The 24,450-nt window shown below is 75.6% G+C and carries 17 protein-coding genes; 6 read left to right on the top strand and 11 right to left on the bottom strand.

From position 1 onward, the window contains the following. Window positions 1-24 precede the first annotated feature (24 nt). Together purH and purN are read right to left on the bottom strand one after the other, a co-directional pair. Window positions 25-1,611, bottom strand: a complete 1,587-nt coding sequence (gene purH, locus IE225_RS14860; RefSeq protein WP_190057977.1) for a bifunctional phosphoribosylaminoimidazolecarboxamide formyltransferase/IMP cyclohydrolase — start codon at window positions 1,609-1,611, stop codon at window positions 25-27. After that, on the bottom strand, window positions 1,608-2,246 hold the full coding sequence (purN, locus tag IE225_RS14865) for a phosphoribosylglycinamide formyltransferase (protein ID WP_190057978.1): 639 nt from the start codon (window positions 2,244-2,246) through the stop codon (window positions 1,608-1,610). The genes purH and purN overlap by 4 nt, the downstream gene beginning before the upstream one ends. A 353-nt stretch (window positions 2,247-2,599) precedes the next feature. Between purN and IE225_RS14870 the strand changes: the two genes are divergently transcribed. After that, window positions 2,600-3,409: a hypothetical protein gene (locus IE225_RS14870; RefSeq protein ID WP_190057979.1), complete on the top strand. Its 810-nt coding sequence runs from the start codon at window positions 2,600-2,602 to the stop codon at window positions 3,407-3,409. Between the two features lie 177 nt (window positions 3,410-3,586). Here the strand turns inward: IE225_RS14870 and IE225_RS14875 are convergent, their stop codons facing one another. Then, window positions 3,587-5,449, bottom strand: a complete 1,863-nt coding sequence (locus IE225_RS14875; RefSeq protein WP_229879570.1) for a cell division protein PerM — start codon at window positions 5,447-5,449, stop codon at window positions 3,587-3,589. A 96-nt stretch (window positions 5,450-5,545) separates the two neighbouring features. Between IE225_RS14875 and IE225_RS14880 the strand changes: the two genes are divergently transcribed. Next, complete coding sequence (locus tag IE225_RS14880) at window positions 5,546-6,424, top strand: SigE family RNA polymerase sigma factor (RefSeq protein ID WP_373303192.1); 879 nt, start codon at window positions 5,546-5,548, stop codon at window positions 6,422-6,424. A gap of 328 nt (window positions 6,425-6,752) precedes the next feature. On the opposite strand, the gene sucD is transcribed toward IE225_RS14880, so the two are convergent. From sucD to IE225_RS14915, 7 genes are all read right to left on the bottom strand, one after another. Beyond that, the gene (sucD, locus tag IE225_RS14885; RefSeq protein ID WP_190057980.1) at window positions 6,753-7,640 is read right to left on the bottom strand and encodes a succinate--CoA ligase subunit alpha; all 888 of its coding nucleotides are present in this window, start codon (window positions 7,638-7,640) and stop codon (window positions 6,753-6,755) included. Between the two features lie 21 nt (window positions 7,641-7,661). After that, window positions 7,662-8,843: an ADP-forming succinate--CoA ligase subunit beta gene (gene sucC, locus IE225_RS14890; RefSeq protein ID WP_190057981.1), complete on the bottom strand. Its 1,182-nt coding sequence runs from the start codon at window positions 8,841-8,843 to the stop codon at window positions 7,662-7,664. A 558-nt stretch (window positions 8,844-9,401) separates the two neighbouring features. Next, window positions 9,402-9,869 (bottom strand): hypothetical protein, encoded by a 468-nt coding sequence (locus tag IE225_RS14895; protein WP_190057982.1) that lies wholly within the window; start codon window positions 9,867-9,869, stop codon window positions 9,402-9,404. Window positions 9,870-10,130: 261 nt separating this feature from the next. Then, a complete protein-coding gene (locus tag IE225_RS14900) occupies window positions 10,131-11,456 on the bottom strand; it encodes a hypothetical protein (RefSeq protein WP_190057983.1) in 1,326 nt (441 codons plus the stop codon). Window positions 11,457-11,831: 375 nt separating this feature from the next. Then, window positions 11,832-13,016: a VWA domain-containing protein gene (locus IE225_RS14905; protein ID WP_190057984.1), complete on the bottom strand. Its 1,185-nt coding sequence runs from the start codon at window positions 13,014-13,016 to the stop codon at window positions 11,832-11,834. Beyond that, the gene (locus tag IE225_RS14910; RefSeq protein WP_229879593.1) at window positions 13,013-15,616 is read right to left on the bottom strand and encodes a DUF5682 family protein; all 2,604 of its coding nucleotides are present in this window, start codon (window positions 15,614-15,616) and stop codon (window positions 13,013-13,015) included. The genes IE225_RS14905 and IE225_RS14910 overlap by 4 nt, the downstream gene beginning before the upstream one ends. Before the next feature lie 258 nt (window positions 15,617-15,874). Further along, a complete protein-coding gene (locus IE225_RS14915) occupies window positions 15,875-17,023 on the bottom strand; it encodes an ATP-binding protein (protein WP_190058109.1) in 1,149 nt (382 codons plus the stop codon). Window positions 17,024-17,244: 221 nt separating this feature from the next. Between IE225_RS14915 and IE225_RS14920 the strand changes: the two genes are divergently transcribed. Together IE225_RS14920 and IE225_RS14925 are read left to right on the top strand one after the other, a co-directional pair. After that, complete coding sequence (locus IE225_RS14920) at window positions 17,245-18,600, top strand: SWIM zinc finger family protein (RefSeq protein WP_190057985.1); 1,356 nt, start codon at window positions 17,245-17,247, stop codon at window positions 18,598-18,600. A gap of 169 nt (window positions 18,601-18,769) precedes the next feature. After that, entirely contained in the window at window positions 18,770-20,398 is a 1,629-nt protein-coding gene (locus tag IE225_RS14925) for a DUF5691 domain-containing protein (protein ID WP_190057986.1), read from the top strand. 335 nt (window positions 20,399-20,733) lie between these two features. Here the strand turns inward: IE225_RS14925 and icmB are convergent, their stop codons facing one another. Further along, the gene (gene icmB / locus IE225_RS14930; RefSeq protein WP_190057987.1) at window positions 20,734-21,150 is read right to left on the bottom strand and encodes a coenzyme B12-dependent isobutyryl CoA mutase small subunit; all 417 of its coding nucleotides are present in this window, start codon (window positions 21,148-21,150) and stop codon (window positions 20,734-20,736) included. 602 nt (window positions 21,151-21,752) lie between these two features. Here icmB and IE225_RS14935 point away from each other — a divergent pair. Continuing rightward, window positions 21,753-22,616, top strand: a complete 864-nt coding sequence (locus tag IE225_RS14935) for an esterase/lipase family protein (RefSeq protein WP_190057988.1) — start codon at window positions 21,753-21,755, stop codon at window positions 22,614-22,616. A gap of 247 nt (window positions 22,617-22,863) precedes the next feature. Then, on the top strand, window positions 22,864-24,438 hold the full coding sequence (locus IE225_RS14940; protein WP_229879571.1) for a M23 family metallopeptidase: 1,575 nt from the start codon (window positions 22,864-22,866) through the stop codon (window positions 24,436-24,438). Window positions 24,439-24,450 lie beyond the last annotated feature (12 nt).

A 24,450-nucleotide genomic window follows, 5' to 3' on the forward strand; every position in this document is an offset into this window, starting at 1 on the left:
AGACCGGTGGCGTCAGTCGTGGCGTCAGTGGAAGAAGTGCCGCGTCCCCGTGAAGTACATCGTCACACCCGCCTTGCCCACCGCCTCCACGACCTGCTCGTCGCGGATGGAGCCGCCGGGCTGGACGATGGCCCGCACCCCGGCCGCGATGAGGATCTCGGGGCCGTCGGGGAAGGGGAAGAAGGCGTCGGAGGCGGCGTAGGAGCCGCGGGCGCGCTCCGCGCCGGCCCGCTCGACGGCCAGGCGGCAGGAGTCGACGCGGTTGACCTGGCCCATGCCGACGCCGACGGAGGCGCCGTCCTTGGCGAGCAGGATGGCGTTGGACTTGACGGCGCGGCAGGCCTTCCAGGCGAAGGCGAGCTGGGCCAGCTCCTCGGGCGGCAGGGCCTCGCCGGCGGCCAGGGTCCAGGTCGCGGGGTCGTCACCGGCGGCCTGGAGGCGGTCGGCGACCTGCAGCAGGGCGCCGCCGTCGACGGGCTTCAGCTCGGTGGTGCCCGCGGGGGCTCCGGGGCAGCGCAGCACGCGGATGTTCTTCTTCTTGGTGAGGATCTCCAGCGCGCCGTCCTCGTAGCCGGGCGCGACGACGACCTCGGTGAAGATCTCGGCGACCTGCTCGGCCATCTCGCGGCTGACCGGGCGGTTGACGGCGATGACGCCGCCGTAGGCGGAGACGGGGTCGCAGGCGTGCGCCTTGCGGTGCGCCTCGGCGACGTCGGCGCCGATCGCGATGCCGCACGGGTTGGCGTGCTTGATGATCGCCACGCAGGGCTCGTCGTGGTCGTAGGCGGCGCGGCGGGCGGCGTCGGTGTCGACGTAGTTGTTGTACGACATCTCCTTGCCGTGCAGCTGCTCGGCCTCCGCCAGGCCGCCTCCCGCGGCGGAGCCGCCGATCGACGCCGTCGAGGTGTAGAGGGCGGCGGGCTGGTGGGGGTTCTCGCCGTAGCGCAGGGTGTGCTTGCGCTGCCAGGTGGCGCCGAGGAAGTCGGGGAACTGCGAGTCGTCGAGGGGGGCGTAGGAGGAGGCGAACCAGGAGGCGACCGCCACGTCGTAGGCCGCCGTGTGCTGGAAGGCCTCCGCGGCCAGGCGGCGGCGGGTGGCCAGGTCGAAGCCGCCGTCCTCGACCGCGGCGAGGACCTCCGGGTAGCGGGCGGGGTCGGTGACGACGGCGACGGAGGGGTGGTTCTTGGCGGCGGCGCGGACCATGGACGGGCCGCCGATGTCGATCTGCTCGACGCACTCGTCGGGCGTGGCGCCGGAGGCGACGGTCTCGCGGAACGGGTAGAGGTTGACCACCACCAGGTCGAACGGCTCCACGCCGAGGTCGGCGAGCTGCTGCCGGTGGGTGTCCAGGCGCAGGTCGGCGAGGATGCCGGCGTGGACGCGCGGGTGCAGGGTCTTCACCCGGCCGTCGAGGCACTCGGGGAAGCCGGTGAGGTCCTCGACCTTGGTGACGGGCACGCCGGCGGCGGCGATCCGCGCGGCGGTGGAGCCGGTGGAGACGAGGGCGACGCCCGCCTCGTGCAGGCCGCGGGCCAGCTCCTCCAGCCCGGTCTTGTCGTAGACGCTGACGAGCGCCCGGCGGATCGGCCGCTTGTTGCTCTCGGCGGTCACTGGATAACTACCTTTCGTCCCTCGATGCGGTAGCCGTGGCGGGCGAGCCGTCCCACGACGTCGACGAGCAGCCTTCGCTCGACTTCCTTGATGCGCTCGTGCAGCGAGCCTTCGTCGTCCTCGTCCCGGACCTCCACCACGCCCTGCGCGATGATCGGCCCGGTGTCGACGCCGTCGTCGACGAAGTGGACGGTGCAGCCGGTGACCTTGACGCCGTAGGCGAGGGCGTCGCGCACTCCGTGGGCGCCGGGGAAGCTGGGCAGCAGGGCGGGGTGGGTGTTGACGATCCGCCCGCCGAACCGGGCCAGGAACTCCTTGCCCAGGATCTTCATGAAACCGGCGGAGACGACGAGGTCCGGCTCGTGGGCGGCGACGGCCTCGGTGAGCGCCGCGTCCCACTCCTCACGGGTGGCGTAGTCCTTCACCCGGCGGACGAAGACCGGCAGTCCGGCGCGCTCGGCGCGCGCGAGCCCCTCGATGCCGTCGCGGTCGGCGCCGACGGCCACGATCTTCGCGCCGTAGGCGGCGGGTCCGGCCTCGGCGACGGCGTCGATGAGCGCCTGCAGGTTCGTGCCGGATCCGGAGACCAGCACCACGAGGCGCCTGACGCGCTCGGCCTCGGGCATGGCGGCCACGGTGGGGCCCTTTCTCGGGGTGGTGTGTGCGGTGGCCGGCCCCGACGGGACGGCCGGTTTGTGCGGTCGTACGAATGCTTCGTGCCCCGGGATACGGGGAAGCCTACGAAGCGGCCGACCGTCAGCAACGATACCGGCACATCGGACGGCCCTCTCGGGACGGGGGCCCGGCCGGAAGGTAGCGTCTGGCGGGAGAACGGCTCGGGAACGCGGTCGGGCGTCACCGGGAACCCGGTCGGCGTGCCGCACGTTCACGAGTCGTCACCAACCGATCGATCCGGCCACACCCGGCCGATCGATCCGGCCACCACCGCCCACTCGTTTCACGTCACCCAGGGGAAGACGCTCACTTGATGCCGGACCGCAGCCTGCGACTCCTCCCGCTCCCCCCGCAGCCGAGGCAGGGAGGGACGCGCGGCGCCGTGCTGCTGCGGGAGCGCCCCGCCCCTCCGCCCGAGGCGCCTCCGGGCCGGGAGGACGGACGGCGGGACGACGCTCCCCGGGAGGACAACCCGTTCGCGCCGCCCCCCGAGGGCGCCCCGGACCAGCCGTGGCGGCCGCGCCGCCCGGCCGGCGGCGGGCACGGCGGACACGGCGGCCCGCAGGACCCGGGGGACGGCTCCCCCGGCGCCGGAGGCCCCTCCCCCTGGAGCAACCGCTGGAGCGACCGTCAGCCCGGCCGCTCCCCCGGCGGCTTCGGCGAGCTGCCGCGGCGCCCCGAGCACCCGGGCGGCGGCGGTCCCGGCACCGGCCTGCGCTGGGACCCCACCGACCCCGCCCAGCGCCGCGCACACTACGCGCTGCTGGCCGGCATGTGGGCGTTCTTCCTCGTCCTGTTCGGCTGGACGTACGTCTCCCTGCTGCTCGGCGCCCTCGCCCTGTACTGGGGCGGCAGCTCCCTGCGCGCCAAGCCCCGCACCCCGGCGCCCTCCCCCGACGCCCCGGCCACCGCTCCGCCGCAGCGGCCCCAGACCACGGCCGCCGTGAGCGGCCTGGTGACCGCGTCGCTGGCGCTGCTCCTGGTCGGCGTGACCTTCGTCGCGCAGCTCGTCTACCGGGACTACTACACGTGCGTGCGGGACGCGCCGACCAACGAGGCGAAGCAGTCGTGCAGCCGGTACCTGCCGGAGGAGCTGCGCGGGTTCCTGCGCGTGGAGGGCTGACCGAGGGGCGGGCCTGCCGTCCGGCGTTGCGGGCGGCATTGCGGGACGTTGCGGGCCGCCTCGCGGTTCGGCGCTGCGGTGCGGCACTGCGGTGCGGCACTGCGGTGCGGCACTGCGGTGCGGCTCGGTACTGCGGTTCGGTGTTGCGGGCCGGTCCCGCGAGCAGCCGGGTCTCCTTCAGGCAGTGGTCGGCGGCTGCGGGGCCGGGTGCGGGTTCGGGTCCGTGTCTGGGGCCTGGGCCTGGGCCGGGCGCGGGTTCCGGCCCGGGGCCGGGCCGGGATCGGGGCCGGGGTCGGGGTCCGGGTCCGGGGGGAGCGCCTCGTACGGCTCGTCCGACGGGTCGGCGCGGCGGGCGGACGCCGGCGGGGACACGGCGGTGCGCCGCCTGCGCCGGCCCGCGAGGACGAGGGTGGCCGCGTCGGGCACGGGTTCGCCGGGCGCCCGCGGTGGGCGGCGCCCCAGGAACGGCAGCGGCAGGCGGCCGGGTCGCTGGCCCGTTCGGGCACCGTCGGCCGGGGACGGCCCGGCCGGATCCCGGGCGTCGGAGCGCGGTGCGCGGGCGAGGGACGGGTGGGCGTCGGACCACGGGCCGTCGGCGGGGCGGGCGCCCGCCCCATGGTTGGCGGGGCGGGTGCCGTCGGCCGTCCCCGCCCGGTGTCCCCGGCCCCGCCACGCGCGGACGGCCAGCGCCACCGGGACGGCCGTCGGAGTGAGCCAGACCAGTGCCGCCGCGCCCGTCTGCCACCACACCGGCCCGAACCGGGCCAGGGTCGCCACCCCCAGCGGACCGCCCGCCAGCGCGGCCAGCAGGGCGAGGGAGGCCGCGCACAGCGCCGCCGCCAGCAGGGCCGCGCCCGCCGTCCGCCCCGGTGACCAGGGCCGCGCCCCCGCGCGACCGGGCCGTCGTACGACCGCCGCCGCACCGCCCGCGTCCCCGCCGCACGGGCGTCCCCCGGCCGCCCCCGCCGCTCCCGTGTGCCAGCCCACGGTCATCCCCGCCGCCACCGGGACCACTCCGGCCGCCCAGTGCCACGACGTGCCCGGGCCGGCGTCCGGGACCGCCGCCAGCAGCGGGAACGGCGGCAGCAGGGGCGCCGGGTGGGAGGCGAACGTGGTCACGAGGTGGCCGCTGCCCAGCAGGAAGCCCGGGCCGGTCGCGTAGGAGACGGCCCACACCGCGGCGTTGGGCAGCAGGGCGAGGCACAGCAGCAGGACGGCGAAGCGGCCCGACCAGCCCTCGGTCAGCCGGGTGAGGGAGGCGTGGGCCGCGCCGCCGTGCCCGGCCAGGGACACCCCGACCAGCAGGGCCCCGCCGCCCAGCAGTACGGCCGTACCGGCGCCCGCCGCCCGCGCGGCGCACGCCGTCCGGGTGCGCGCCGCCGGGCCGAGCGGCAGCCGCCGCGGCCCGCCCGGCAGCCGGGCGAGCAGCCCGTCCAGGACGTCGCCCGGGCGGCCGTACGCCGTCCACACCCCCAGCGCCGCCGCCACCCCCACCACCGCCGGCAGGCGGCCGAGCACCCCCGCCCACGCGGGGCGCAGTGCGTCGCCGGAGGTGGAGAACGCGGCCGCGGCGCCGACGGCGAGGTAGCCGGCGACGACGCCCGTCCACGCCGTGCGGGCCCGCACCGGCGGCGGGGCGGCCGCCGGGTCGCCGCCGTGCCCGGCGTGGGCGTCGGTCGCGTCGCGGGCCGCCCGGTGCACCAGCCACAGCGGCAGCGCGAGCAGCAGCAGCGGGGTGACGCCGACGGGCGCGGGGACGCCGGTGAGCGTGTCGGTGCGCACCAGTTCCACGCCGTGCGCCAGCAGCCACAGCACGGCGGCGACGTGCAGGACCCCGGCGGGGCCGCTGTCGGGGTACGGGGAGCTGATCCACAGCAGGACCACGAGCACGGCGAGCGCGCCCAGGCCCAGCCCGGCGGCGACCGCGCCTCCGGCGAGGCCGGCGGCCAGCCCGGGCGAGCGGTCCCGAACCCGGGTGAGCAGGCGCGACAACAGCGACAGCGGGGTGCGGCGAGCGGTCATCGGGAGCACGCCCGCCATGCTCCCAACATCACACGCTTTTCCGTCGTAACAGGCGAAGTACCGCTGTGTCGCTCAAGATGCGCTTATGTGCTTTTTCTTGCGAAGGGGCGATCGGTGACGGGAAAGACGACGGCCGGTCAGGGGTCCGCGGGCGAGCCCGGCCTGACGCACCGGCAGCAGCATCCCGAGCCCCTGACGCCCGCTCAGGCGTTCGACGCCCTCTACGCCTTCTGCGCCCCCGCCCTCGTACGCCAGACCTACCTCCTCACCGGCCGGCGCGAGGCCGCCCTCAAGGCGGTGGAGCGGGCCTTCCAGCTCGCCTGGCAGCGCTGGCCGGAGGTGGCGCGCGACCCCGACCCGGCCGGCTGGGTGCGGGCGGCGACGCACGAGTACGCCCTGTCGCCCTGGCGGCGGTTCCGGTTCCGCCGCCCCGACGCGCCGGCCCGCGCCGAGGACCGCCGGCTGCTGACCAGCCTGCTCCGGCTGCCTCCGCCGTACCGCCGCACACTCCTGCTCCACGACGGCATCGGCCTCGGCCTGCCGGAGACCGCCGCCGAGACGGAGGCGAGCACCCCGGCGACCCTGCACCGGCTGCTGCACGCCCGGGAGGCTCTCGCCGCGCGCGTGCCGGACCTGGCGGACCCCGCTCTCCTCCAGCGGCGCCTGACCGCCCTGGCCTCCAACGCCCTGGCGGCCACCGCCCGGTCCGGCATCCCGCGGCCGCCCGCCGTACGGGCCCGCGGTGAGCACCGCGCGCGGGTGTGGACCCGGGCCGCCGTCGCCGGCACGGCCGCCGTCGTCGGCGCCACGGCCCTGACCCTGCGGACGGCCCCCACGCACTACGAACCGCCGGTCGCCCCCGGACGGGCGGTGTCCGGGGTGCCCGCGGAGGGGGCGGCCGGATCGCTGTCCCGCGAGCAGCTCCGGCTGCGGGACAAGCTGCGGGAGGAGGCGGCGAACGGGCCGGAACGGCTGATTCCGCAGGCGCGGTGAACGGCGACCGGGTGCGCCCGTACGGCGCGGTTTCCGGGGGCCGTGTACGGCGCGGCGCGGTTCCCGGAAGCCGCGTACGGCACCGGGGCGCCCGGAGGGTGCGACGGCCCAGGCCGCCCGGCGGCCGCGTACGGCACGGGCGGGCACCGCGGCCTCGGGGCGTGTGCGGAAGGGCCCGTCTCCGCCCGGGGCCGCACGCGGGAAGGGCCCGCCCCCGATCCGGGTCCGCACACGGAAGGGCCCGCCCGCGCCCCGGGTCCGCACACGGGAAGGGCCCGCCCCCCGGTCCGGGGACGGGCCCTTGCCGTGCTCGGCTCGGTGCCGTGGCTCACGCGCCGGCGAGGATCTCCCGCGCCAGCTTCGCCGTCTCGGTCGGCGTCTTGCCGACCTTGACGCCCGCGGCCTCCAGCGCCTCCTTCTTCGCCTGGGCGGTGCCCGACGAACCGGAGACGATGGCGCCCGCGTGACCCATGGTCTTGCCCTCGGGCGCGGTGAAGCCGGCGACGTAGCCGACGACCGGCTTGGTCACGTGCTCCTTGATGAAGGCCGCGGCCCGCTCCTCGGCGTCGCCGCCGATCTCACCGATCATCACGATGAGGTCGGTCTCCGGGTCCTCCTGGAAGGCCTTGAGGCAGTCGATGTGCGTGGTGCCGATGATCGGGTCGCCACCGATGCCGACGCAGGTGGAGAAGCCGATGTCGCGCAGCTCGTACATCATCTGGTACGTCAGCGTGCCGGACTTCGACACCAGGCCGATGCGGCCCGGCTTGGTGATGTCGGCCGGGATGATGCCCGCGTTGGACTGGCCCGGGGTGATCAGGCCGGGGCAGTTCGGGCCGATGATGCGGGTCTTGTTGCCCTTCTTGCCGGCGTACGCCCAGAAGGCGGCCGTGTCGTGCACGGCGATGCCCTCGGTGATGACGACGGCGAGCGGGATCTCGGCGTCGATGGCCTCGACGACCGCGTCCTTGGTGAACTTCTCCGGGACGAAGATGACCGTGACGTCCGCGCCGGTCTTCTCGATGGCCTCCTTGACGGTGCCGAAGACCGGTACCTCGGTGCCGTCGAAGTCGACGACCTGGCCCGCCTTGCGCGGGTTGACGCCGCCGACGATGTTCGTGCCGGACGCCAGCATGCGGCGGGTGTGCTTCTGGCCCTCCGAGCCGGTCATGCCCTGGACGATGACCTTGGATTCCTTGGTGAGGAAGATAGCCATGGGTGTGTGTGACCTCGTCCCTTACTTCGCGGCAGCAGCCAGCTCGGCGGCCTTGTCGGCCGCGCCGTCCATGGTGTCCACCTGCTGCACGAGCGGGTGGTTGGCGTCCGTCAGGATCTTGCGGCCCAGCTCGGCGTTGTTGCCGTCGAGGCGCACGACCAGCGGCTTGTCGACCTCTTCGCCCTTGCTCTTGAGGAGCTCCAGGGCCTGCACGATGCCGTTGGCGACGGCGTCGCACGCGGTGATGCCGCCGAAGACGTTGACGAAGACGGACTTGACGTCCGGGTCACCCAGGATGATCTCCAGGCCGTTCGCCATGACCTCGGCCGAGGCACCGCCGCCGATGTCGAGGAAGTTCGCGGGCTTGACACCCTTGTGCTTCTCACCGGCGTAGGCGACGACGTCCAGGGTCGACATGACCAGGCCGGCGCCGTTGCCGATGATGCCGACCTCGCCGTCGAGCTTGACGTAGTTGAGGTTCTTCTCCTTGGCCGCGGCCTCGAGGGGGTTGGCCGCCGCCTTGTCGTGGAGCGCCTCGAACTCGGGGTGGCGGAACTCGGCGTTGTCGTCCAGGGACACCTTGCCGTCGAGGGCGATGACGTCACCGGAGGCGACCTTGGCGAGCGGGTTCACCTCGACCAGGAGGGCGTCCTCCTCGACGAAGACCTCCCACAGCTTGACGAGGACGTCGGCGACCTTGTCGGCGACCTCGGCCGGGAACTTCGCCGCGGCCACGATCTCCTGCGCCTTGGCCTTGTCCACACCGTCGATGGCGTCGACCGGGATCTTGGCGACGGCCTCCGGACGGGTGGCGGCCACCTCCTCGATCTCCATGCCGCCCTCGACGGAGGCGATGGAGAGGAACGTGCGGTTGGCGCGGTCGAGGAGGAAGGAGACGTAGTACTCCTCGACGATCTCCGGAGCGGTCTCGGCGATCATCACCTTGTGGACCGTGTGGCCCTTGATGTCCATGCCGAGAATGTCCGTCGCGCGGGCGACGGCCTCGTCCGGGCTCGCGGCCAGCTTGACACCGCCGGCCTTGCCACGGCCACCGACCTTCACCTGCGCCTTGACGACCGACTTGCCGCCGAGCCGCTCGGTGATCTCGCGCGCCGCCTCAGGCGTGTCGATGACTTCACCGGCCAGCACCGGTACACCGTGCTTGGCGAAGAGGTCCCTCGCCTGGTATTCGAACAGGTCCACGCGCGTCCGTCCCTATCAGTGGTCTCGCGGTTCGTTGTCTGCGTCTGCGTGTTCTGCGTCTGCGTGGGCGTGCCGCGAAGGGCAACGTGACGACCGCATGTGTCACACGGGAAGCGCACACGGTGTCCGAGCGCGCGGCATGTCCGTCTCGCAGGTTATCTCCGCTCGCAGGGCCGCTCTAAATCGCAGATCACACCTGAGCGGTGATACCCGTCACATGATTCTGCCCCTTGCCGCGCAAGGGGGACCCCACCGGGTTGGGGTTGACCCGGCGGGGTCCCTGGAGCACCCCCTCGGGCCCGTGGTACGGGCCCGGCCCCTGGGGAGTGCCGGGCCGGGCGATCCCCACCCCATCGGGGAACTCCGGCCCTGTTCCGCGAGGTGTCCGCACGGGTGGGCCGACGGCTTTCGGCCACCCGCGCCGACCGCCCCGCGGAGTCCGTGCGGTGAGCTCCGGCACCCCGGCGGTGAGCTCCGGCGCCCGGGCGGTGAGCGCCGGGCGCGGCACGTGCGGGCGCCGGGCGGGGCGGGCGTCAGGCGCGGTACGGGCGGCGGGCGTCAGGCGCGGTACGGGTGGGCGGCAGGCGTGGTACGGGCGCCGGTGAGGGCCTGTTCCGCCTCCGGCGCGAAGGCGGCGGGCGAGCCGAAGAGGTGGCCGATCACGTCCCGGGGCGCGGGCGGGGCGGCGGCGAAGGCCGCGCGGGCCGCCCGGCCGACGGCGGCGGACTTCGTCCTGGCCAGCGCGGTGGCCAGACGGGCGGCCCGGGCGCCGTTGACGGCCTCGGCGGCACGGATCCTGCGGACCCGGGGGGTCTCCTGCCGTGCCGTGTCGCGCGCGGCCCGGGCGGTGCGGCCCGGCGTGGCACCGGCGGCGCCGACGGCGGTGCCCGCGGCCCTCGCGGTGGCGTAGGGGGCGATGACGTACGGAACGGTGGCGTACGGGGCGGTGGTGCCGGCCGTGGAGGTGGCGTACGGGGCGGTGGCGTCGACGGCTATGGCGGCGAAGCCGTGGGTGTTCTGGTTCATGCGTGCGTCAGGTCCCTCAGGAGGTTCGGGAAGGCTTGGGGTCGGGGCACGGTCCGGCGCCGCGTCCGCACGCGCTCCGGGAGGGCCGGCCGGTGCGTGACCGGCGGGCCCCGAGGGGGTGCGGAAGGGGATGCGACTCCGGCGGCGTCCGCCCGGCGGCTCCCGGGTGAAGGCGTGCGGGGAGCGCGGTCCGGACGGCGGACGGGCAGACCTGTGTCCGCCCCCGTGCGGCAGGTCTGCGGCGGGGAGGAGAGGCCGGACCTAGCCGGGGAAGACGGGGATGTCCCGGTGCCTGTCCCGGGTCCCGGCCGCGTCCACGGACGCGGTGGCGCCGGGCAGCAGTCGCAGCGGCAGCCGGTCGCTCGGGGTGACGGCCTGTGCGTCGCCGTGGCGCGAGGAACCGCCGTCCACGGCCGACCGGCCGTTCAGCGCACCGTCCGCGTCACCGGTGGGCGCGCGGTGGGCGGGGGACTGCGCGGCGTGCGGGGCATCGTGCACGCCGGTACGGGAGGACGGGGCGACCTCGGTGAAGACGCCGGCGGCGGGGCCGCGGCGGGTGGGGGCGGTCGCCTCGGTGGGGGTCTTGGTCTGCTGCGGGGCGGCGACCGCGGCGGAGGCGGGCGCCGTGGCCGGAAGATCCGGCCGGTCGGGCACCGGGGTGACCGGCGCGGGCAGCGTGCGGCCGGGCAGGACCGGCAGGCCGGGGAGGCCCGGCTGGTCGGGCACCGTCGGCAGCGGCAGGGTCGACGTGCCCGGGTCCGTCGGCAGCGAGGGCAGCGGCGGGAGGGACGGCTGCCCCTGGGTCAGCCCCGTGGTCACCGTCACGACCAGGTCTCCGACGGGCCGTACGACGGTGTCGGTCACCGTCCGCACCAGGCCGTCGGTGAGGCCGGTGAGCGAGTCGGTGAGCGAGTCGGTGAAGGGGGTGAGCGGGGACGCGGCGGAGCCGTCCGGGGAGGTGGTCCGGGTGCTGCCGTCCGGGGCCTGGCCCGGGGTCCGGCCCGGAGTCTGCGCGGACCGGGCCGGACGGGTCGGGAGGGCCGGGGCCGAGGCGGACGGGGCTGTCGCGGACGGGACCGAAGCCGACGGGGCCGAAGCCGACGGGGCCGGAGCCGACGGGGACGACGAGGCCGGGGCCGAGGCGGCCGGGCCGGTACGCGGCCGGCGCTCCGGGAGCACCGTCACCATGGCGTCCCCGCGCCGGCCGGCGGCACCGGCATGCCCGATCCGATCGACGCGCTTCGTGTGCCCGGTGTGTCCGGCGTGTCCGGCCCGACCGGCGTGTTCCGCCTGCCGCGCCGGGTGCTCGGACCCGGTCGGCCGGTCCACCGCGCAGTCGTACCGCGGCGGCAGCAGATGCCCCACCGCACACGCCGTCGACTCCCGTACGGCGTTCGCCGGAACGGGCGGGACCCGCTCGGCGGAAGCCGTCGGCGCCGTGTTCTCCGCCGCGTGCGCCCGCTCCCCGGTGAGGACACCGAGGACCATCAAACCGCCGACCAGCAAAGCCAGTTGGAGCACACGCCGCCCGGCCGCCGTGCGCATCGCGCGCAGTGCGGCACCGGGAAGAGCGGCTGGCCAGGTCAACGGACGGAGGGCCCTCCCGTGCGGCGGGACGAAGGACGAACCGGTGGAACCGGCACGGCCGGTGAGAACCGGCATCACGGACGCGGTACACGGTGCGCGCGATCGGAGCGTGGCGCACCGGAGGAGCCCGTCGATGGTCGCACGGGAAACCCGCGGTAGCGCAACCCCCGTGTTACCGATGGGTACTCATGTCCGATTTTCCGACCACCGCCTGTCGACAAGTCGTCAACAACGCGACCGATCCGTCCCGCCGCCACCGCCCTGTCTCGCCGCCGCCTCGTCGCCGCCGTCCCGCCTTGCCGCGACCGCCCCGTCCCGCCGCGACCACCCCGTCGCCGTGGCCGTCCCGCCGCGACCGCCTCGCCGCGGTGCCCGTCACGCCGTGTCCGGCAGGGGCAGCGGCCGCTTCTCGATCGCCGCCGCCATCACCTCCGGGAACAGGTCGGGCGTACAGGCGAACGCTGGTGCGCCGAGCGCGGCCAGCGCCGCCGCGTGCTCGCGGTCGTACGCCGGCGCCCCCTCGTCGGACAGCGCGAGCAGCGCGACGAACTGCACTCCCGACGCCTTCATCGCCGCCACCCGCCTGAGCATCTCGTTGCGGATGCCGCCCTCGTAGAGGTCGCTGATGAGCACGACCACCGTCTCCGTGGGGCGGGTGATCTGCGCCTGGCAGTAGGCGAGGGCCCGGTTGATGTCGGTGCCGCCGCCGAGCTGGGTGCCGAAGAGGACGTCGACCGGGTCGGTGAGCTGGTCGGTGAGGTCGACGACGGCCGTGTCGAAGACGACCAGCCGTGTGCTGATGGACCGCATCGACGCCAGCACCGCGCCGAAGACGGACGCGTACACCACGGACGCGGCCATCGACCCCGACTGGTCGATGCAGAGGATGACGTCCTTCTTCACGGACTGCGACGCGCGCCCGTAGCCGATGAGCCGCTCCGGCACGACCGTGCGGTACTCGGGCAGGTAGTGCTTGAGGTTGGCCGCGATCGTGCGGTTCCAGTCGATGTCGTGGTGGCGCGGCCGGGTGACGCGCGCGCTGCGGTCGAGGGCCCCGGTGAGGGTGGCCCGGGTGCGGGTGGCGAGCCGCTTCTCCAGGTCCTCGACGACCTTGCGCACGACGGCCCGCGCCGTCTCCTTCGTCGTCTCCGGCATCGCCTTGTTCAGCGACAGCAGGGTGCCCACCAGGTGCACGTCGGCCTCGACGGCCTCGAGCATCTCCGGTTCCAGCAGCAGCGTGGCCAGCCCGAGCCGGTCGATCGCGTCCCGCTGCATGACCTGGACGACGGAGGACGGGAAGTACGTCCGTATGTCGCCGAGCCAGCGGGCCACGGAGGGCGCGGAGGCCCCGAGCCCCGCCGCGCGCTCCTTCTTCCCCGACGGGCCGTCGCCCCCCTTCCCGTAGAGCGCGGCGAGCGCCGCGTCCATGGCGGCGTCCCGCCCGGCGAGCGCGCAGCCGGTGCCGTCGGCGGCGTCCCCGCCGAGCACCAGCCGCCAGCGGCGCAGCCGCTCCTGTGCCGCGTCCGTCGCGTCCGTCGCCTCCGGCGCCTCCGGCGTCATCGGCCCACCCCCGCAAGGTCCTTGTCGTGGTCGTCGTGGTGCTCGTGGTCGTCGTGGTCGTCGTGGTGGCGGTGGTCGTTGCGGTGACCGTGGTCGTCGTGGTGGCCGTGGTGGCCGTCGCTGGGCGCGGCGTGCTCGTCCAGTCCCAGCAGCAGCCGCACCACCGGCAGCACCGCGTCCGCGCGCGCGGTGTCGATCTCCGGCGCGAAACCGGGAAGGCCCGCGCCCGTCGCCGGGGCCGCGCGCCGCTCCGGCCCGCGCCGGACGAGTTCACCGAGCGTGCGGCGCACCCCCGGTTCGTACGCCGAGAAGGTGCGCCGCAGCAGCGGCAGCACGTCGGTGAACGCCTCCGCCGGCACCCCGGTCAGCCAGGAGTCGACCAGGGCCAGCAGCCGTTCGTCGTGGACGAGGAGCATGCCGCCGCTCCCACCGCCGACGAAACCCTCGATCCACGCGGCCGCGTCCGCCGGCGGCGTGCCCGGCGACAGCGCCAGCCCCATGAGCCGGGCGGCGTCCTCGTGCGCCAGTTCCCCGTCGTCCAGGAGGAGCCGTACCGACCGCCCGCGAATGACGCCGGGCACGGTGTCCCGGCCGCCGAGGGTGCGCAGCACCCCGTACCAGCGTCCGCGCAGGTGGGTGTGGCCGGGGGCCGGGGCGTCGCCGAGCAGGGCCACCGCCGTGTGCACCGCGTCCACGTGGCGCCGCATCTCCGCGGCGGCGTCCGCGTCGAGCGCGGCGCAGGCCGGGGGCAGGCCGACGAAGACGCGTTCGGCCAGGCCCGCGGCGACCTCGGCCAGGGCCTCGGTGTCGGTGCCGCGCACGTCTCCGTAGCGCAGGGAGCGCACCAGGGCGGGCAGCGCCTGGGCGAGGTGCCCGACGTCCGTGTCGAGCGCCGCGCGGTCGGCCAGGACCCGCATCACCGTCGGCAGCGCGTCCGGCAGGCCGGCGAGCAGGCAGTGCTCGGCGAGCGCGGTGACCTCGGCGAGGGCCTGTGCGGCGACGGCGTCGGCCTCGGCCCGGGCGGTGGCGGCGGCCGCCACGGTCGTCCCCCACACCCCGGCCTCGGCGACCCGCACGGACAGCTCCGGCTCCCAGCGCAGCCGCCACGTCTCCCGGAACGTGCCCGTGCTGCCCCGCGAGGCGGCCGGCTCGCCCCACGGCACGCGCAGCAGCCGCAGCCGGTGCAGCAGCCGGCTGCGCTCGGCGTCGGTCTCCTTGCGCAGGTCCAGCTCCAGCTCCCGCTCCGCCGCCTCCGGTTTCAGCCGCAGCCGCCGCTGGACGCGGGCCAGGTCGCGCTGCAGCGGCACCGCGGGCGCCGCCTCGGGCACCTCGCCCAGCACGTCCCCGACGACCAGCCGGTCCCGCACCAGCTCCAGCGGCACGTCCGATCCGTCGCACATCACCGCGCGCACGGCGTCGGTGGTCTCGCTCAGGCCGGCCAGGGGGCGGCCGCGCAGCGCCGCGAGCGTCCGCGCGAGCCGCACCGCCTCGATGACGTGCGCCGAGGAGACGATCCGGTCCTCCGCCCGCAGCAGCTCGGCCACCCGGGTCAGCCACCGCTCGACCGGCCGGTCCGGTGCCGTGAACAGGTGCGCGTACCACCCCGGGGACTCGATGCCCGCCCCGTATCCACCGGCCCGGGCCAGCCTGCGGTGCGTCCACGGCACCCAGGTCATGTCCGTCTTGACCTTGGGCAGTCCCTTCAGCAGCGCCCGGTCGGCGGAGACGGCGGCCTTCCGGCGCAGCGCGGGCACGTGCCACGCCCCGCACACCACGGCCACGTCCTTGCCGAACTCCCGCTGCGCCGCCCGGATCTGCAGCCGCATGTACGCCTCGCGCACCAGGTCCCGCGCGTGCCCGCCGTCCCCGTACGCCTCCCGCAGCGCTCCCATCGCCTCCTCGAGCGCCGCGAACGGGGCGAACGGGTCCCCCTCGCCGGCCCCCCGGTGCTCAACGACGTCCTCCCACCAGCGCTCCGGGTCGTCGTAGCCGGCCGTCTCGGCGAGCACGGCCAAGGGATCGAGGCGGACGTCGGGCAGGGCGCCGGGGTCCGCTTCGTCCGGACCGTCCGAGGCGCCCGGGCCGTCCGAGGCGCTTGGTGCGCCGGAGGCGCCTGGCGTGTCCGGCGCCACGCCGCCACCGGAACCGGGGCCGGGGCCGGGGCCGTCACCGCCGACGGCCACCTCTCCCCCCGTTCCGTCCCCTTCCTGTCGCTCCTCTCCCGCCCGTCGTTCCCTCCGTTCCCGTCGTTCTTGTCGTTCCTCTCGGGGCTGCTCCTCCGCACTGCTCTCCCACGCCAGCGTGTGTGCCGCCGGGAGATCGATGAAGCGGGCCGGGACACCGTGGTCGAGGGCCCAGCGGAGGGCGATCCACTCCGGGGAGAACCCGGCGAGCGGCCAGAACGCGGAGCGGCCGGGTTCGTCGACGGCGTGGGCGAGCAGGGCGACCGGGGGCCGCATGTCCGGGTCGGCGGCGAGCGGGATCAGCGGGTCGGCCTCGGGCGGGCCCTCGATGAGGACGGCGCGCGGCCGCGCCGCCTCCAGCGCGGCCCGCACCGCCCGCGCCGACCCCGGCCCGTGGTGGCGCACGCCGAGCAGCAGCGGCCCGGCGCCGGCCGCGCCGCCCGCCTTCCCGCCGGCGCCGGTCGCGCCACCACCGTGGTGTCCGCCGACGCCGGCCGCGCCGCCCCCGTTTCCGTTTCCGTCAGCGTCCGTCACGTGCTCCCCCTCCCTCGTCACCGGTGCGCCGGGGCCGCCGGCTGCCGCCGCCCCCGCCGTTCCGCCCGGCCGTGTGCCGCCGCGCACCAGGTGCCGCCGTCGCGCGCTTCCCGCCCCACATCGAGGTGTTGTCCGAGGTGCTCACGCGCTCACCTCCCGGCAGGCCCGGTAGAAGTCGGCCCAGCCGTCGCGCTCGCGCACCACCGTCTCCAGGTACTCCTGCCAGATGACGCGGTCGGCCGCCGGGTCGCGCACGACGGCGCCGACGATGCCGGCGGCGACGTCGCCCGGCCGCAGCACGCCGTCGCCGAAGTGGGCGGCCAGGGCGAGCCCGTTGGTGACGACGGAGATGGCCTCGGCGGTGGAGAGCGTGCCGCTGGGCGACTTGACCTTCGTGCGGCCGTCGGAGGTGACGCCGTCGCGCAGTTCCCGGAAGACGGTGACGACGCGGCGGATCTCGTCGATGCCGTCGGGCGCGGCGGGCAGGTCGAGGGAGCGGCCGAGCTGGTCGACGCGGCGCGTGACGATGTCGACCTCGGCGTCGGTGGACGCCGGCAGCGGCAGCACCACCGTGTTGAAGCGGCGGCGCAGGGCGCTGGAGAGGTCGTTGACGCCGCGGTCGCGGTCGTTGGCGGTGGCGATCAGGTTGAAGCCGCGGACCGCCTGCACCTCCTCGCCCAGCTCCGGTATCGGCAGGGTCTTCTCCGACAGGATCGTGATGAGCGTGTCCTGCACGTCGGCCGGGATGCGTGTGAGCTCCTCGACACGGGCGGTCATGCCCTCGGCCATGGCCCGCATGACGGGGCTGGGCACCAGGGCGTCGCGGCTGGGGCCGTGGGCGAGCAGCTGCGCGTAGTTCCAGCCGTAGCGGATCGCCTCCTCCGGGGTGCCGGCCGTGCCCTGCACCAGCAGCGTGGAGTCGCCGCTGACCGCGGCGGCCAGGTGTTCGGAGACCCAGGTCTTGGCGGTGCCGGGCACGCCGAGCAGGAGCAGGGCCCGGTCGGTGGCGAGCGTGGTGACGGCGACCTCGATGATGCGGCGCGGGCCCACGTACTTCGGGGTGATCACCGTGCCGTCGGGCAGGGTGCCGCCGAGCAGGTACGTGGCGACGGCCCACGGCGACAGCTTCCAGCGGGCCGGGCGCGGACGGTCGTCCTGCGCGGCCAGCGCCGCGAGCTCGTCCGCGAAGGCGTCCTCGGCGTGCGGCCGCAGCGCCTCCGGCCCGGAGCCCGCGCCCGCGCCCGCGGACCGCTCGCCGCTCGGGCCGGCGGACGTCGGATCGGCGGGCATCGAGTCGGTGGACGTCGAGTCGGTGGACGTCGAGTCGGTGGACGTCGGATCGGTGGACGTCGGGTCGATGGACACGGACGGCGCAGACATGGCTGACTCCCCCTCCAGCTCGGCCGGTTCGGATCTGCCACCAACCGTGCACCACACCACTGACAATCGTTCTGACCTGCAAAAACGCGCGCGCCGAGCTGATTGTCAGTGGCGGGACCTACCGTCGGGGCATGACTGATCAGGGGGTGCGCTGGACCGCCGACCAGGTGCTGGCACTGGCACCGGACGACGCGTCGCGCAAAGCGGGCGGCAGACTCGCCGCGGCCGGTCCGTGGTCGGAGACGGGCAGCTCCGGCGAGGGGGCCGTGTGGGGACGGTGCAAGGGCAGCGGCAGCAGGCCGTACCAGACGGTGGTGGACCTGGCGGGCGCCGGCGGGCCGGCGTACCGGTGCAGTTGCCCGAGCCGCAAGTTCCCGTGCAAGCACGCGCTCGGCCTGCTGCTGCTGTGGGCGGGCGGGGAGGCCGCGGTGCCGGAGGGCTCGCCGCCGGAGTGGGCCGGGCAGTGGCTCGCGGGCCGGCGCCGGCGCGCGGAGGAGAAGCGGACGGAAGCGGCGGCGGGCGCGCCGTCCAGGCCCGGTGACGCGGAGGCGGCCCGGCGCCGGGCGGAGCGCCGCGCCGAGCGGATCACCGCGGGCGCCACGGAGCTGGAGCAGCGCCTGGCCGACCTGCTGCGCGGCGGCCTGGCCGCGGCCGAGCAGGCCGGGTACGGGCTGTGGGAGGAGACGGCGGCCCGCATGGTCGACGCCCAGGCACCCGGGCTGGCCGCCCGGGTGCGGGAACTGGGGGCGGTGGCGGTGTCCGGCCCCGGCTGGCCGGCGCGCCTGCTGGAGGAGTGCGCCCTGCTGCACCTCCTCGACCAGGGCTGGCTGCGCCGCGAGCGGCTCCCGGAGGGCCTCGCTGCCACGGTCCGCTCCCGCGTCGGCCTGCCGGCCTCCCCGGACGGCCCGCCGGTGCGCGACCGGTGGCTGGTGCTGGCCCAGTACGACACGGTGGACCCGAAACTCACGACCCGCCGCATATGGCTGCACGGCACCGCCTCGGGCCGTACCGCGCTGCTCCTGTCCTACGGCGCCGCCGGCCGCGCCCCGGAGCTCGCCCTGCCGGTCGGCCTCGCCGTCGACGCCGAGGTGACGCCGTACCCGGGCGCCGGGCAGCCGCGCGCGGCCCTGGGCGAGCGGTTCGCGCCGCCCGCCCCCTCGGACGCGCGGCCGCCGGGCGTGACGACGGCGCAGGCCGCCGCCCGCTACGGCCGCGCGCTGCGGGACGACCCGTGGCTGGACACGGTGCCGGTCACCCTCGACCGGGTGGTGCCGGTCCCGGACGGCGACTCCTGGCAGCTGGCGGACGCCGACGGCGCCACGGCGCTGCCCCTCGCGCCGGCGGCCCGCTCCCGTCCGGGCCTGTGGCGCCTGGTCGCCCTGTCCGGCGGGCATCCCGTCACGGTCTTCGGCGAGTGCGGCCACCGCGGCTTCCACCCGCTGACGGCCTGGCCGGAGGGATCCGGGGAGGCGGTGGCGCTGTGCTGAGCGGTCACTCCACGTCACCGGATCGCCGCCACCGAACACGGAAAGTATCCGTTATGTCCCTTAATCGCATCCATCTCACCCGTTCCATGCATGTGATGCGCCTCACGGGTCACCCGGTGCGCGTGACCCTCCGACCACTCCCAGGCACGGCGCGACGGAAGGGGACCACATGAAGACGACCTCCGCTCCCGCGGACACGACCGCAGCCGGCGCCTGGGAAGAGCTGGTCACCGCGGCCCTGCTCGGCACGGACCGGCGGACACCCGCCGGCTGCCCGCCCGGTCCGAAGGCCCCGGCGGCGCTGCTGGACACGGCGGCCGTGCAGACCGTACGGCGACGGGCCGGCCTGCGCCCGGCCGCGGCCGCGCCGCGCCCCGAGCCGGCTCCCCCCGACCCGCGCCCGCCGCTGCCCGCCGCGGCCGCCCGCAGGCTCGCGACGCTCCTGTCCGACCGGCCGGGCACCACCGGTGGGCGCCGGGGCACCGCGCCGGACCTGATGGAGCTGCTGCCCCAGTGGCTGCAGGCCGCCAACGCGCGCGGTTACGCGGCGCCCCCGCACCTGCTGCCCGCCCTGTTGGACGCCGCCCGGGGCCGCACCGACCTGCGGCCCGCCGCGCTGGAGTTCGCCGGCCCCCGGGCGCTGTGGCTGGCCCGCCTCAACCCGGACTGGCGGTTCGCCCTGCGCGCGGTCCCCGGCGGCGGCGCGTCGCTGCCCGACCCGGACGACGCGGACCGGATACGGCGGCTGTGGCAGGAGGGCCTGTTCGCCGAGCGGGTGGCGCTGCTGGCCGCCCTGCGCGCCCGCCGTCCGGCGGCCGCGCGCGAGCTGCTGGGAACGACGTGGGCGACGGAGCGCGCCGAGGACCGGCTGATGTTCCTCGACACGCTGCGCACCGGCCTCGGCCCGGACGACGAGCCGTTCCTGGAGCAGGCGCTGGCCGACCGCAGCCGCACCGTGCGGGCCACCGCGGCCGAGCTGCTGTCGGCGCTGCCCGGCTCCGCGCTCGCCGCGCGCATGGCGGCGCGGGCCGCCGCCTGCGTCGCGCTGGACCGTACGCGCGAGACGCCCACGCTCGTCGTCGAGGCGCCGCACGAGTGCGACGCGGGCATGGAGCGCGACGGCGTCGTCCCGAAGGCCCCGGCCGGCCGGGGGGAGCGGTCGTGGTGGTTCGGTCAGCTGGTGGAGGCGGCGCCGCTCGCCACCTGGTCCGCGCGGCTGGGCGGGCTGGCACCGCGGGAGATCGTCGCGCTGCCGGTGGCGGACGACTGGCAGGGCGAACTGCACGCCGCCTGGTGCCGTGCGGCGGTACGGCAGCGGGACGCGGTCTGGGCGCGGGCGCTCCTCGGGGAGCCCGCGGCACCGGAGGCCGGCGGTCCGGGCGCGGTGTCCCTGGCCGAGCGCGCCCGGCTGCTCGGCACGCTGGACGCCGCCGAGCGGGCCGACTGGGTGGCCGGGTTCATCGCGGCGCACGGACTGTCCGAGGCGTTCCAGCTGCTCGGCGTGTGCGCCGTGCCGTGGACCGCCTCGCTCGGGCGGGCGGTGGTGGACGCGCTCAACATCGCGCGGGACGCGGGGAGCTACCCATGGAGTTTCAGTGGAGTGATGGGGCTGGCCGAGCGCTGTCTGGACCCTGCTCAGGCCCGGCGGCTGGACGCGCTGCTCGCGGTGCCCGACGAGTCGGAGGACGCGGCTCCGGGCGCCGGTGGGTACTGGGCGGAGGCGTTCCAGCGGCTGGTCACGACGTTGCGGCTGCGAGCGGCGATGCTGGAGGAACTGGGTCCGCCGCCGGCGGGCTGAGCCCGGCCCCGGGCCGGCATCCGGCTCGCCCGGAGCCGTGCTCCGGCGCGTCGCGCCGTCTCGCACGCCCCGGCGGTCACGCGCCGGGCGGGTCGCGTCCGGAGCCGGACGGACCGCGCCGGCCCGCCCGGCTCCGGGAAGGCGCCCCTGCCCCGGCTCACCCGGCACGAACGGCGGCCGCGTCACTGACGACACCGCCGGCACGGGCATCGGCCACGTCGCCGAGGACACCGCCGGCACGAACGGCGGCCGCGTCATCGAGGACACCGCCGGCACGAACGGCGGCCGCGTCGCCGAGGACACCGCCGGCACGGGCGGCGGCTTCGCCGACGGCGCTAGGCCTGCGCAGGCTGCCGCACGTTCTCCCGCACCCAGTCCACGATCGACTGCGTCGGCGTCCCGGGCGTGAAGATCTCCGCGACGCCCTTCTCCTTCAGGCCCGGAATGTCCGCCTCGGGGATGATGCCGCCGCCGAAGACGACGATGTCCTCGGCGTCGCGCTCCTTGAGCAGGTCGATGACCGCGGCGAACAGCGTGTTGTGGGCGCCGGAGAGGATGGACAGGCCGATCGCGTCGGCGTCCTCCTGGATCGCGGTGTCGACGATCTGCTCCGGCGTCTGGTGCAGCCCCGTGTAGATGACCTCCATACCGGCGTCGCGCAGCGCCCGCGCGATCACCTTGGCCCCGCGATCGTGGCCGTCGAGTCCCGGCTTGGCGACCACCACGCGGATCGGACCGGCTGCCACACCCATCACTGCCTCCATGAAGCGACTACATCCATCCGTACCGACAAGTACCGCACATTCCGTCGCCCACCGCACCGGGCGCGCGCCTGCGGCACGGACGCCCCGCGCCGCACCGCCCGGGGAAGTGAACGAACGTTATCGCCAGCATCCCGCAACCGGCGGTTTCACGGTGCGGACAGAGGGGGAAATCACACGGTGGGACACGTTCGCCGCGCATCGTTCCGCGTCCCTGCGACCCGACCGTCGTCCACCCCGGCGGCGCCGCAGCCGCAGGGGGAACGAGCACACCGGGAGCCGCAACGAGGTCGTCGCACCACCGCGCCACCCGCGCGACGCGATGAGGCGACACTTCGGCGGGGGTACGAAGAGCACACAGGTCAGGTACGGCACGACAGCGAGGAGCCTCGTCGCCACAGCCACACCGGCAGGGAGCCCCGCCGCGTCACCGGCGCCACAGCAGTCGCGGCTGCCACTCGAGCCGCAGGCGCCGCTCGCCGCACCCGGTCCACGCCGCTTCCTCTGCCGCCGTCGACCGTCCGCGTCGCGGTCTCCCACAAGGGCACACGGGGGCCGAGGCCGTCCTCCCGTGCGCCGCGAGGAGGTCGGCCATGAAGGTCATCGGGGCCCCGTTGCCCCTTCTCCCGTTCTGCCAGCGCCTGCTGCCGAGCAGGCTGGCGGGTCTCTCCCTGGCCCTGCTGAAGGCGACCGCCCTGGAACTCGCCATCCTCGCCGGCCACCTCCTGCTCTATCCCTACGGCATCACCCCGGAGCGCCGGGCCCCCGCCGACCCCCCGCCGCCCGGGGGCGGCGCCGCCCAACTGCCCACCGAGGCCAAACCCCCGGTGGTCCTGCTGCACGGCTTCATCGACAACCGCTCGGTCTTCGTGCTGCTGCGCCGCAATCTCGCCCAGCACGGCCGCCGGCGCATGGAGTCCCTCAACTACTCGCCGCTGACCTGCGACATCCGCACCGCGGCCGAGCTGCTCGGCCGGCACATCGAGGAGATCTGCGAACGCACCGGCAGCGAGCGGGTCGACGTCGTCGGGCACAGCCTCGGCGGGCTGATCGCGCGCTACTACGTGCAGCGGCTCGGCGGCGACGCCCGCGTGCGCACCCTGGTGACGCTGGGCACGCCGCACTCCGGCACGCGCGTCGCGCCGCTGGCCGACGCGCACCCCATCGTGCGCCAGATGCGCCCCGGCTCACCCGTGATCGAGGAGCTGGCCGCGCCCGCACCCGGCTGCCGCACCCATTTCGTCAGTTTCTGGAGCGATCTGGACCATTTGATGGTCCCGTTGGAGACGGCCCGCGTCGACCACCCCGACCTGAGCGCGGAGAACATCCAGGTGACCGGAATCGGCCACCTCGCCCTGCCCGTGCACCCGGCGGTCGCCGCCGGGATACGGCAGGCCCTCGACACGGCACTCCCCGGCGAACCGACGGCCCCGGCGGGCGGGCTGACCGTGGCGTGACGGCGAGTTGAGCCGGACCCGCTCAACGTCCGCCCCGCGCGCCCGATTTGCGGCGCCGCACCGCCGACCGGGTTCGAACGCCCGTCGAAAACAACGCCAAAGCGGCGCCCGTCGTCCCCCGAAACACGGCCGAATGCCCCTTTCCGGCGGGCGCGAAACCTGGAGAAGATTGTCGCGCCCGCGTACCGCCGGGTACAGTCGCCGCACTGCTCTGGCAGCCCCTGTTGTCGAGGCGAAAGAGAAGTTGGTGGACGATCGTCACCCGTCGGGGACCGCGACAACCCCGGCTCCGGCTTCCCAGGACGCCTCGGCGCACTACGCGCCGTACGGCGGCCAGGGCGCCGCGTACGGTGACTTCACCACGTACGGCGGCTACGACGCCACCGCTTTTCCCGCGCAGTCCACCGCCGCCGGCCACACCGGCACCGGCTACACCGCCGACCCTCTCTCCGCCGATCCCCTCTCCGGCGACCCGACGGGCACCGGCGCCGCCTCGTACGGCACCGGGCAGTGGTGCACCGACACCACCCACCACCCCCTCGCCCACGACGCGTACGCCGCCCACCACCACGCCGCCTACGACACCACGTCCTGGACGGCCACCGGCACCGGGCAATGGGACACGCAGGCCTGGCTCCAGCCCGAGCAGACCGGCGCCGACCACACCCAGCAGTGGGACTGGGGCACGGTCGCCTTCGACACCGGCGCGTACGACGCCACGCAGTGGAACACCGCCGGCGCGGGCGAGCATCCCGCCGGGCACCCGGCCGAACCGTTCGGCCAGCAGGCGACCGCGACCTTCGCCCAGGTGCCCGACCCGCACGCCACCGCCGCCTTCGAACCGGTCCCCGACGCCACCGCCGCCTTCGAGCAGGTCTCCTACGACGCGCAGGCAGCCACCGGCGAGGACGGGTACCAGGGCGAGGACGGGTACGGATACGGGGACGAGAACGGAGACGGGGACGAGGACGGCGGCGAGTCGGCCGCGACGGGTGAACTGCCCGCCGTCGCCCCGCTGCTGGACGACCAGGAGGAGGTCACCGTCCCGCCCGCCCCGGGTGCGCGGGCGGCCTCCCGCGCCGCGGGCCGCTCCCGGCGCCGTACGCCGCCCAAGCGGTCGGCGCTGCTGACGGTGGCCGTGCCCTCGGTCTGCGTGATGGGTGTCGCGGGGATCGCCGCCGCCTCGGTCGGCACGCTCTCCGACGACGGCAAGGAGACCTCGGCGGCCGCGTCGGACGCGCAGACCGTGCAGCCATCCACCGCCAACAACAAGCTGGACACCCAGCTCGCCAGTCTCTCCGCGGGCGCCGACGACTTCGCCGACCGGGCCAGCCGCACCCAGGAGCGCATCGACCTCAAGGCGCAGCAGGAGGCCGAGAAGAGGAAGGCGGCGGAGGAGGCGGCCCGCAGGGAGCGGCTGCGCCCCAAGTTCGCCCTCCCGGTCGCCCAGCACGGCCTGAGTGCCTACTTCGGCCAGGCCGGCATCAACTGGATGTCCGTGCACACCGGCATCGACTTCCCCGTCTCCTACGGCACGACGGTGATGGCCGCGACCGACGGCACGGTGCGCACCCAGTGGAACAGCGCCTACGGCAACATGATGATCGTGACGGCGAAGGACGGCACGGAGACGTGGTACTGCCACCTCTCCACCTACATCGTGCCCTCCGGTACGACCGTGAAGGCCGGCCAGCCGATCGCGCACTCCGGCAACTCCGGCAACTCCACCGGGCCGCACCTGCACTTCGAGGTGCGGCCGGGCGGCGGCGCGCCCATCGACCCGCTGCCGTGGCTGCGCAGCCACGACCTGGACCCGTCCTGAGCCGACGCGACG

Origin of the sequence: Streptomyces echinoruber (assembly GCF_014651135.1) — a bacterium.
Classification (GTDB): domain Bacteria; phylum Actinomycetota; class Actinomycetes; order Streptomycetales; family Streptomycetaceae; genus Streptomyces; species Streptomyces echinoruber.

Coding starts and splice junctions, on each gene's coding strand:
- IE225_RS14870 (WP_190057979.1), top strand. CDS start 2,600: ATGCCGGACCGCAGCCTGCGACTCCTCCCGCTCCCCCCGCAGCCGAGG.
- IE225_RS14895 (WP_190057982.1), bottom strand. CDS start 9,869: ATGAACCAGAACACCCACGGCTTCGCCGCCATAGCCGTCGACGCCACC.
- IE225_RS14875 (WP_229879570.1), bottom strand. CDS start 5,449: ATGGCGGGCGTGCTCCCGATGACCGCTCGCCGCACCCCGCTGTCGCTG.
- IE225_RS14925 (WP_190057986.1), top strand. CDS start 18,770: ATGAAGACGACCTCCGCTCCCGCGGACACGACCGCAGCCGGCGCCTGG.
- IE225_RS14915 (WP_190058109.1), bottom strand. CDS start 17,023: ATGCCCGCCGATCCGACGTCCGCCGGCCCGAGCGGCGAGCGGTCCGCG.
- IE225_RS14935 (WP_190057988.1), top strand. CDS start 21,753: ATGAAGGTCATCGGGGCCCCGTTGCCCCTTCTCCCGTTCTGCCAGCGC.
- sucD (WP_190057980.1), bottom strand. CDS start 7,640: ATGGCTATCTTCCTCACCAAGGAATCCAAGGTCATCGTCCAGGGCATG.
- IE225_RS14920 (WP_190057985.1), top strand. CDS start 17,245: ATGACTGATCAGGGGGTGCGCTGGACCGCCGACCAGGTGCTGGCACTG.
- icmB (WP_190057987.1), bottom strand. CDS start 21,150: ATGGGTGTGGCAGCCGGTCCGATCCGCGTGGTGGTCGCCAAGCCGGGA.
- IE225_RS14905 (WP_190057984.1), bottom strand. CDS start 13,016: ATGACGCCGGAGGCGCCGGAGGCGACGGACGCGACGGACGCGGCACAG.